This window comes from Enterobacter sp. 04-C-12-SI-ECC, assembly GCF_047530715.1.
Classification (GTDB): Bacteria; Pseudomonadota; Gammaproteobacteria; order Enterobacterales; family Enterobacteriaceae; genus Enterobacter; species Enterobacter bugandensis.
Window position 1 is genome coordinate 451,034 of the sequence record NZ_JBLKDI010000003.1, and the last position, 9,198, is coordinate 460,231.

The 9,198-nt window shown below is 57.8% G+C and carries 14 protein-coding genes; 10 read left to right on the top strand and 4 right to left on the bottom strand.

The features are described 5' to 3' along the window. Nucleotides 1-26: 26 nt before the first annotated feature. Nucleotides 27-608, top strand: a complete 582-nt coding sequence (locus ACMWL8_RS08175) for a TetR/AcrR family transcriptional regulator (protein WP_045261406.1) — start codon at nt 27-29, stop codon at nt 606-608. 85 nt (nt 609-693) lie between these two features. Then, nucleotides 694-1,095 (top strand): VOC family protein, encoded by a 402-nt coding sequence (locus ACMWL8_RS08180; RefSeq protein ID WP_028013054.1) that lies wholly within the window; start codon nt 694-696, stop codon nt 1,093-1,095. Between the two features lie 67 nt (nt 1,096-1,162). Here the strand turns inward: ACMWL8_RS08180 and ACMWL8_RS08185 are convergent, their stop codons facing one another. Together ACMWL8_RS08185 and ACMWL8_RS08190 are read right to left on the bottom strand one after the other, a co-directional pair. Beyond that, nucleotides 1,163-1,939, bottom strand: coding sequence for a hypothetical protein (locus ACMWL8_RS08185; RefSeq protein ID WP_045261405.1), 777 nt, complete (start codon nt 1,937-1,939; stop codon nt 1,163-1,165). 1 nt (nt 1,940) lies between these two features. Then, a complete protein-coding gene (locus ACMWL8_RS08190; protein WP_024908361.1) occupies nt 1,941-2,138 on the bottom strand; it encodes a hypothetical protein in 198 nt (65 codons plus the stop codon). A 257-nt stretch (nt 2,139-2,395) separates the two neighbouring features. Here ACMWL8_RS08190 and ACMWL8_RS08195 point away from each other — a divergent pair, with 257 nt between their 5' ends. The 8 genes from ACMWL8_RS08195 to ACMWL8_RS08230 are packed head-to-tail and all read left to right on the top strand — an operon-like array spanning nt 2,396 to nt 8,276. Continuing rightward, nucleotides 2,396-2,830 (top strand): nuclear transport factor 2 family protein, encoded by a 435-nt coding sequence (locus ACMWL8_RS08195; RefSeq protein ID WP_041910128.1) that lies wholly within the window; start codon nt 2,396-2,398, stop codon nt 2,828-2,830. Beyond that, on the top strand, nt 2,827-3,546 hold the full coding sequence (locus ACMWL8_RS08200) for an SDR family NAD(P)-dependent oxidoreductase (protein ID WP_045261404.1): 720 nt from the start codon (nt 2,827-2,829) through the stop codon (nt 3,544-3,546). Before ACMWL8_RS08195 ends, ACMWL8_RS08200 begins: the two co-directional genes overlap by 4 nt. After that, nucleotides 3,543-4,802, top strand: coding sequence for an NAD(P)/FAD-dependent oxidoreductase (locus ACMWL8_RS08205; protein WP_045261403.1), 1,260 nt, complete (start codon nt 3,543-3,545; stop codon nt 4,800-4,802). The genes ACMWL8_RS08200 and ACMWL8_RS08205 overlap by 4 nt, the downstream gene beginning before the upstream one ends. A gap of 1 nt (nt 4,803) precedes the next feature. Then, a complete protein-coding gene (locus tag ACMWL8_RS08210) occupies nt 4,804-5,526 on the top strand; it encodes a DUF1365 domain-containing protein (protein ID WP_045261402.1) in 723 nt (240 codons plus the stop codon). Next, a complete protein-coding gene (locus ACMWL8_RS08215) occupies nt 5,523-6,743 on the top strand; it encodes an SAM-dependent methyltransferase (protein ID WP_045261401.1) in 1,221 nt (406 codons plus the stop codon). The genes ACMWL8_RS08210 and ACMWL8_RS08215 overlap by 4 nt, the downstream gene beginning before the upstream one ends. Continuing rightward, complete coding sequence (locus ACMWL8_RS08220; protein ID WP_028013061.1) at nt 6,740-7,225, top strand: DUF2878 domain-containing protein; 486 nt, start codon at nt 6,740-6,742, stop codon at nt 7,223-7,225. The genes ACMWL8_RS08215 and ACMWL8_RS08220 overlap by 4 nt, the downstream gene beginning before the upstream one ends. Next, a complete protein-coding gene (locus ACMWL8_RS08225; RefSeq protein ID WP_028013062.1) occupies nt 7,222-7,746 on the top strand; it encodes a hypothetical protein in 525 nt (174 codons plus the stop codon). Before ACMWL8_RS08220 ends, ACMWL8_RS08225 begins: the two co-directional genes overlap by 4 nt. Further along, entirely contained in the window at nt 7,743-8,276 is a 534-nt protein-coding gene (locus tag ACMWL8_RS08230) for a DUF3833 domain-containing protein (RefSeq protein ID WP_028013063.1), read from the top strand. Before ACMWL8_RS08225 ends, ACMWL8_RS08230 begins: the two co-directional genes overlap by 4 nt. Here ACMWL8_RS08230 and ACMWL8_RS08235 read toward each other — a convergent pair. Further along, the gene (locus ACMWL8_RS08235) at nt 8,273-8,731 is read right to left on the bottom strand and encodes a DMT family transporter (protein WP_028013064.1); all 459 of its coding nucleotides are present in this window, start codon (nt 8,729-8,731) and stop codon (nt 8,273-8,275) included. The two genes, ACMWL8_RS08230 and ACMWL8_RS08235, sit on opposite strands and share 4 nt — an antisense overlap. A 4-nt stretch (nt 8,732-8,735) precedes the next feature. After that, nucleotides 8,736-9,170, bottom strand: coding sequence for a DMT family transporter (locus tag ACMWL8_RS08240; RefSeq protein WP_028013065.1), 435 nt, complete (start codon nt 9,168-9,170; stop codon nt 8,736-8,738). Nucleotides 9,171-9,198 lie beyond the last annotated feature (28 nt).

Sequence of the window (9,198 nt, forward strand, 5' to 3'; positions counted from 1 at the left end):
AACATCCGTTTTGAGGCTACCGAAAAGTGAAAACCGAGCACGCAGGCAACGAAGCAAAAATCAGCGTCAGGGATAAAATATTACTGACGGCGCACGATCTGTTTTATTCTAATGGCTTCAGGGCGACAGGGGTGGATACGCTGATTAAAGAGGCGAAGGTGACCAAGGTGACGTTTTATCGCCATTTTCCGAGTAAAAGTTTACTGATTCTCGCCTACCTGCACTATCGACATGAAATATGGATTAACTGGTTTGAGACCACGCTGCGTCGACATCTTGATGAAGGCAAAATACCTTCTGATGCGATATCTGCAACCCTTTATGAATGGTTTATTTCGCCCGAGTTCCACGGCTGCGCGTTTATTAATGCCAGCGCAGAAGCCAAATCCGAGGATATAGAAAGCGAAATAAAAGCGATATGCCGCGGTCATAAAATCGAAACTAAGAATATGATTGCGTTGCTGACGAAGATCGCTGATGAGCGCGTCGTCAATGAAATCATGCTGCTTATTGACGGCGCCATTATTCATGCACAGATGGGCATGGATTCAGAGACGGTAATAAATGTGCTAAAAAGGGGATTAGAGGCGTTGACCGGTCAGAAATAAGTCCTGAATCTGCCGCAAGTATTACGGTAGCTGGAATATCGACTCACCGAATCGGTAAGCTATTTATCCAAAGGAAACGAAAAATATGAGAACGCAGAAACGATGCCTGGGATGCGTGGCTATCGTGGTTGATGACTACGATCGCGCCATTGAATACTACACCGACAGGCTGGGTTTTACCCTCGTAGAGGATACGCCCCAACCGGGGAAACGCTGGGTCGTCGTCTCACCCAACCCGGAAAGCGACTGCAATATCCTGCTGGCTCGTGCCTCCAACGAAAGGCAGGAAGGTTTTATCGGTAATCAAAGCGGTGGAAGAGTTTTCCTGTTCCTTCAGACGGATGACTTTTGGCGCGATTACCATGCCATGAAAGCAAAAGGCGTTCATTTCTGCGAAGAACCGCGTGAGGAAGAGTACGGTACGGTGGTGGTGTTTGAAGATATTTACGGCAACCGCTGGGATCTTTATCAGAATGCGCAACCGTGAATATCACCATAAATGATGTGTCATTCGCCTTTCGTCGTGCACGCTTCCCAGCAGAGCGTACTCAACATTATGGGGACGTCTGGCTCTCGTCCCGCTGTGCCAGCGACAGCGCGCTGGCGCTGGCAGGATCGAACAGCGAGATGCTCTCAATCTGATTGAGTAAAATCACCTTGCGGAATGACATGGCGCTGCGGGGTTCAGAGTCGAGCGTAATGTCATGCTCCGCATACCACCTGCTGTAATTATTCTCGATACGCAGATTCATCGTCTTCGCATCCCGGTACCCGCTCAACATTGGGATCAGCACGATATTGGCCGTTTTTTCATATTCCAGCGTCGCGGTGTGGATCATGCCGACGTAAATCCGCCGCGACCGGAGTGTGACCTGCGCCAGCTCGCCTTGCTCCATACACTGATAGAGCAGTTGTTCAATCCCGCTCGCCTGCGCAAGCCGTTTGTAGAGCTTTTTCCGGCTCTCGCCGTCCAGCCTGGCGCTTCCTGCCCAGTTAGAGCGGTAGAGGCAAAACAGGATAGCAAACGCCAGCATCACCACCACCGGCGCCTGAATGCCTAAAAAACTCCAGTTCATAAAGTCGATTTGCCAGTCGGTGTATTTCGGTGAGGCAAAGTGAAAAGCGTTGTTGGCGGCGGAAAGGGCGAACAGCAGCAGCCAGAGCAATCCCGTGGCGATCACGCCCTGCAAAACGAAAATACAGCCGTAAAGCGCGACGAGAAAATAGACGTCCCAGCCGAAGGAACGCTTGATTTTAAAGCGGGTCGACAGGTCGCGGCTGGTGTACCAGTAACCGCAGACCATCAGCACCATAAATATCGCCGTTCCCATATCAGGCCCTCTTCAGCGTGTTGACGTGACGCAGAAAGTCCTGCCGCACCTCGTTGCTCTTGTAGTTCACCGAGGCGTTCCCGTCCTGGTCGATAATGATGCGATCGCCATCTTCCACGGCTTCAATAATTTCCTGCTGACTCATCACCTGCAGTAAGGATTCCGGGCTTGAGAATAGGGAGAGAAAGAAACGTTTCATGTCAGGCATCCTTATGAATAAAAAGGATAAGCCTGGAAGATGACGGCTGAATTTGCCTTAAGGATAACCTGAAAGTGAAAGCCGGGTGGCGGCTACACCTTACCCGGCCTACAAAACCGTCAAGTGATTGTGTTTTCAAATTGTTGATATTTATGGGTAATAAAAAATAAATTTGCACAAACTTGGACAAATAACGTTAATTGTGTAAGTTTTAAGTATGCGATTACGCCACGTTGTTTACAGCCAGGATGTGACCCATGAGCACTTTGCCCTCTGTCGTGAGTCGGTTTATTGAGTACTACGCCGCACTGGATAGCCAGCCGCCGACCGCGCTGGTCGGGCTTTACCATTCGAATGCCACCCTTATCGATCCGTTCGGCGAGCACAACGGTATTTTCGCGCTTCAGCGCTATTTCACCCATCTGCTGGCAAACGTCGAGAAGTGCCGTTTTGTCATCGATCCGCCGCTCTGCAGCGGGAACCGGTTTGTTGTCACCTGGGTAATGCATTGGTCGCATCCGCGCATTGCCGGAGGCGAGCCGCTTGAACTGCCTGGATGTTCGGTGGTGGACACCGAAAACAATCTCATCACGCGTCAGCGGGACTTCTACGATGCGGGAGAGATGATCTACGAACACCTCCCTCTGCTGGGCTGGGCGGTACGCGGCGTGAAGCGGAGGGTCAAATCATGAAGACGGTGCTGATTACCGGCGCGAGCTCGGGCATCGGCGCGGGGCTGGCGAAGTCCTTTGCCGCTGACGGCTACCACGTGATTGCCTGCGGGCGCGATCCGGCGCGTCTGGAAGTTTTGCATCAGACCTGCCCCAGTCTCACCGTTCGCCTGTTCGATATGACAGACAGGGACGCCTGTCGCCAGGCGCTCAGCAGCGTTTACGCCGATCTGGTTATTCTCTGCGCCGGTACCTGCGAATATCTTGACGGCGGCGTGGTGGATGCGGCGCTGGTGGAGCGGGTCATGACCACCAATTTTCTCGGGCCGGTGAACTGCCTGGCCGCGCTGCAGCCGCAGCTGGTTGCCGGTAACCGCGTGGTGCTGGTGAGCTCGATGGCCCACTGGCTTCCCTTCCCGCGGGCAGAGGCCTACGGCGCGTCCAAAGCGGCGCTGAGCTGGTTTGCCGACAGTTTGCGTCTGGATTGGGAGCCAAAGGGGATTGCCGTGACGGTCGTCTCTCCGGGCTTTGTCGATACCCCGCTGACGCGCAAAAACGATTTTGCCATGCCGGGCAGGGTGAGCGTTGACGAAGCGGTCAAGGCGATCCGTACCGGGCTGGCAAAGGGCAAAATGCATATCGCGTTTCCGGCCGGGTTTGGCCTTATTTTGCGGCTGCTCTCCGGGCTGCCCGCGTTTTTGCAGCGCACGCTGCTGCGCAGGATGGTGCGCTCATGAACATTGCAATTATCGGCAGCGGTATCGCCGGGCTGACCTGCGCCTGGCGGCTGGCAGGGCATCATCAGGTAACCCTGTTTGAAGCGGGCACCACGCCCGGCGGCCATACCGCGACGGTTGACGTCTCAACGCCCCAGGGCACATACGCGATCGATACCGGGTTTATTGTCTACAACGACCGCACCTACCCGCGCTTTATGGGCCTGCTCAGCGAGCTCGGCATCAGCGGGCAAAAAACACAGATGAGCTTTTCAGTACACAACCCCGAGACGGGGCTTGAGTACAACGGCCACACCCTGACGTCGCTGTTTGCCCAGCGCCGAAACCTGGTGAATCCGGCATTCTGGCGGCTGCTCGGTGACATCGTCCGCTTTAACCGCCTGGCGAAACAGGCCCTTGAAGGGGAAGTCAATCCGAACGCCACGCTGCAGACGTTTCTGGACCAGCACGGCTTCACGCCGTTTTTTGCGCGCCACTACATTCTGCCGATGGGGGCCGCGATCTGGTCGTCGTCACTGCAGGAGATGAAGCGTTTCCCGCTGCCGCTCTTCCTGCGCTTCTTTCATCACCACGGCCTGCTGGATATCACCCAGCGTCCGCAGTGGTACGTGGTGCCGGGCGGCTCGCGGGAGTATATCCGCGCCATGCTGCAAAAACTGGGCGACCGCCTGACGCTGCACCTGAACACGCCTGTTCTGCGGGTGAGCCGCCACGCGCACGGGGTCACGCTCCAGCTTGAAAACGGCAGCCACACCTTCGACCAGGTGATATTTGCCTGCCACTCCGCCCAGGCGCTGGCCATGCTTAAGGATCCTACGCCCGCGGAGCGCGAAGTGCTGGGCGATATCGGCTGGCAGCGCAACGAGGTTGTTTTGCACAGCGATCCGCGCTGGCTGCCGGTGCGGCAGCGCGCCTGGGCCAGTTGGAACTACCGCCTGAGTGCGCAGGAGCAGGCCAGCGCCTGCGTCACCTACAACATGAACATTCTGCAGGGTCTGCCTGCGGGCAGCCCACTGTTCTGCGTCACCCTGAACCCGGACGAGCCGGTGGATGAACGCTTCGTCCTGCAACGCTTTGTCTATGAGCATCCGCTGTTTAACCCGCAAAGCTGGCGTGCGCAGGCGCGCCGTGGGGAGATCAACGGTCATCACCGGAGCTGGTTCTGCGGCGCTTATTGGTACAACGGTTTTCATGAAGACGGCGTGCGCAGCGCGCTGGACGTTGTCAATGAAATAGCCGCCGGGGAGGGGAACTGACATGAACAGCTGCCTCTATCACGGCGTATTGCGCCACCGCCGCCTTCAGCCGAAAACGCATGAATTCAGCTACGGCGTTTTTATGGCCTGGCTGGATCTTGATGAACTGCCGCTGCTGGCGTCCGTCGGTGTGCGGCGCAACCGTTTTGCCGCCGCCGCGTTCCATGACGCGGACTATCCGCTCGGCACGCCGCTTAAAGAGAACGTGCTGAACAGGCTGGAGAGCCTGACCGGGGAACGTCCCGCAGGGCGGGTCATGCTTCTGACGCAGCTGCGCTACTTCGGGTTTCATTTCAATCCGGTCAATTTTTACTATTGCTATGACCAGGAAAACACGCTTCGCTGGGTGTTGGCGGAGGTGCGCAACACGCCGTGGAACGAGCGCCATTATTACGCGGTCGACGGGCAAAATGCCCGGCCCACGGAAAAAGCGTTTCACGTTTCCCCCTTCAACCCGATGGACATGGTCTACCACTGGCGCTTCAACAACCCGGACAACACGTTGCATATGCACATTGAAAATCATCAGGAAGCGAAGGTCTTTGACGCCACGCTGTCCCTGCGCCGGGAGCCTCTGACCCGCCCGGCGCTGCGCGCGCTGCTGCTGCGCATCCCGCTGATGACTCTGAAAACCGTTTTCGCCATTTACTGGCAGGCGCTGAGGCTGTGGCTCAAGCGCGTGCCGCTGTATAACCATCCCGTCAGCAGGAGTGAACGCTCATGACCGATCCCGTCTTTGCGCTAGAACCCGATATCCCGCGCAACGTCCGCATCGCGCGATGGCTGCTGTTTCGTCTGTTAAGCGGCATTCGCGGCGGCTCACTCACCCTGCGTGAAGGGGCGCAGACCTTCCATTTTGGCGAGACATCCTCCGCGCTGCACGCCGACGTGCAGATCCTCACGCCCGTCGTCTACTGGCGCGTCTTAACGGGCGGTAGCCTTGCCGCCGCAGAAGCCTGGATGGACGGCGAATGGGAGACCGCGCAGCTTACGCCGCTTCTGCAAATCCTGGCCCTCAACGGCGAGGTGCTTGGTCGTCTGGAGAACGGGTTCCGGCTGCTTGGCCGACCGCTGGAGCGGCTGCGCCACTGGACGCGGCGCAACTCTCGTGCCCAGGCCCGCGAAAATATTGCCGCCCATTACGATCTGGGCAACGCTTTCTATGCCCATTTTCTGGATAAGGAACTGCTTTACTCCAGCGCGCTGTTTACCGCGGACGAGCAGGATCTGACGGCGGCTCAGCAGGCCAAAATGGCTCGCCTGTGCGAGCAGCTGGCGCTAAACCCGGGTGATCACCTGCTGGAAATTGGCACCGGCTGGGGGGCGATGGCGGAATACGCCGCCCGTCACTACGGCTGTCGGGTGACCACTACCACGCTGTCGCAGGAGCAATATATCTGGGCGACCGAGCGCATTGCCCGCGCCGGGCTGCAGGATCGGGTTGAGGTACTGCTCTGCGACTATCGTGACCTCACCGGGCAGTACGACAAGCTGGTCTCGATAGAGATGATTGAAGCCGTCGGGCAACGCTATCTGCCCACGTTCTTCCGTACCTGTCAGGCGCGGCTGCGCCCCGGTGGACGGATGGCGATTCAGGCCATCACCATTCAGGACCAGCGCTACCGCGACTACAGCAAAAGCGTCGATTTTATCCAGCGCTACATTTTCCCCGGCGGCTTCCTGCCGAGCATCACCGCGATGAACGAGCTGATGACGCGCCACACCGATTTCGTGGTGCGCAATCTCTTCGACATGGGGCCGGACTACGCCCGCACGCTGGCCCATTGGCGGCAGCGCTTTGTCCACGCCTGGCAGGAGATTGAAAAGCTTGGCTTTGATGAACGGTTCCGCCGCATGTGGCTGTACTACTTCGGCTACTGTGAAGCCGGGTTTAACGCCCGCACCATCAGCGTGGTGCAGCTGACCGCTGAGCGCGTATGAGACGCTACCTTCAGGTATTTCTGCTGGCCGTCGCGTTCGATCTCTACTGGGCGCTGGTAGTGCTGTTTCGCGAACAGGGCCTGATTATCTGGCTCGGGCTGGCGATCCTGGCGTGCCTGCTCTTGCCGTCAGCATACCGTCTTTACGCCATTGGGCTGGCCGCGGCGGGCAGCCTGCTGGATGCGCTCTGGGCGTTGACGGGGCTGATTGCCTTCACGGGCGACTCCCTGATGCCGCTATGGATGGTGGCATTGTGGCTGATGTTCGCCGTGGTCTGGACGCAGCTTGCGCGTACCACCACGTTACCCGGCTGGCTGCTGACCCTGCTGGCGGCCGTGGGAGGCCCGGTGGCCTACCTGATTGGCGAGCGGTTGGGCGCCATCACGTTTCTGGAGCCGACCTTTATCGTCGTCAGCTGGATGGCGCCGGGCTGGCTGGTGTTGATGCTGTTTTTCCACCTGCTAATGGGGAGACAAAAATGAGGGCTGCGGTTCTGCTGTTTTGCCTCATGCTGGTTGTTCCTGGTGCTCAGGCCGCCGACTGGCTGGCCTGGCGCAAGGTGGGCGACGCCACGCTGACCTGGGGGCCGTTCACGGTCTATACCTCTCAGCTCCGCACGCCGGATGGCCGTTACAGCCGGGACGATCAGGATCAGGCGCTGATTATTACCTACGCGCGCGACATAGATCGCGATGAACTGGTTGAGGCGACCCGCGACCAGTGGCAGGCGCAGGGGATCCTGACGCAGGAACCGCAAAGTGAAGCCTGGCTAAGGATGCTCCAGTCCCTGTGGCCGGATGTCCGACCGGGTTCACAGCTGGCGTTTGTTCTCAACGATAAGCAGGGGCAGTTCTGGTACCGCGCGTCGTCGGCGCAAAAATCCTTTATTCCGCTCGGTCCGCGCCAGTCAGAAGCGTTCAGCACCCGCTTTCTGGCCATCTGGCTCGATCCCCGCACGCAATATCCTGAGCTGCGTCAGCAGCTAATCGGAGGCAAAAAATGAAACGAATCCTGACGCTGGCGCTGGCATTCACGATGCTGCTGGCCGGCTGCAGTACGGAGGTGTCCGAGTATCGTCAGCAGCAGCCGCGGCTTGATATCTTCCACTACTTCCAGGGCAAAACCGAAGCGTGGGGCATGGTGCAGGATCGCAGCGGCAAGCAGATCCGCCGCTTTCACGTTGAGATTGCCGGGGACGTCATCGGCGATACGCTGACGCTGAACGAGCGCTTCGTTTACGACGACGGCGAGAAGCAGCAGCGGGTATGGCACATTCGCCGCGTGGGGAACGACCGCTACGAGGGAACGGCAGGTGATATTGAAGGGGTTGCCACCGGGCAGGCCGCAGGCAACGCCTTTAACTGGCATTACAGCATGAACGTGAAGGCCAACGGCAAAACGTGGCTGCTGAACTTTGATGACTGGATGTACCTGCAGGATGAGACGCATCTGTTCAATAAAACCGAGATGAAGAAATTTGGCGTCACCGTCGCCACGGTGACGCTGTTCTTTACCCGGAATACGGAAGCTTAGTCGCGAACATCGCCGGTTTTGCTGCTGGAGTAAATGAAGTACAGGGCAATCCCCAGGCACACCACCGCGCCCAGACGGCTCGGTGAAAACGGAATAGCGGGATTGTTCAACCAGCCAAAGTTATCTATCAGCATGCTCATGGCGAGCTGGCCGAATATCACCGCCACCGTGGCGACGGCGGTGCCGATGCGCTGCACGGCGAGCACCATGATCACAATGTAGGGCACGCCGAACATCGCCCCGAGAAGCTGCCATTTCGGCACGTCCAGCAGCGTGACCGTCTGCTTAGGCTCAAAGAAGAAAATGAGCAGGGCGGTCACCAGCGCGCCGACGGAAAACGTCAGAAACGCGCTCTTGAAAACGCCCACGCTGCTGCCGAGCTGTCCGTTAATTGCGGCCTGTATGCTCAGCGTCGCGCCGCCGCAGATGGCCAGAATTATCATCATCAGTGTCATGTGCTTACCCCTTTGCGACCAGTACCAGTGCGGCAATAATAAAAACCAGCGCCACGATGCGTCTTGCGTTTATCTTCCTGTGCGGCGTACCCAGCAGGCCAAAGTGGTCAATGATCAGGCTTTTAAAAACCTGACCTGCCAGAATGCCGATCATCGTCAGAGCGATGCCGATAGCGGGGGTGGCGATAGTCAGAATGACAACGTAAACAGGACCCAGCACGCCGCCGAGCAGCTGCCAGCCGGGCTGTGCGAAAAACGACGGACCGTTGCGCGGGCTGAAAAACAGCATCAGCAGAAAGGTCAGCGCAGCGCCGACCCCGAAAATGCTGAACGTGGCCCATAAATCGCCTACCTCTCCCCCTAACGGCCCCAGCAAACCCGCCTCGACGGAGAGGCCCATCCCGCCGGCAATCACCAGTAAAATCAATACAAACTGCATTATGCTTCCTCCATTATCAGGCGAAGAA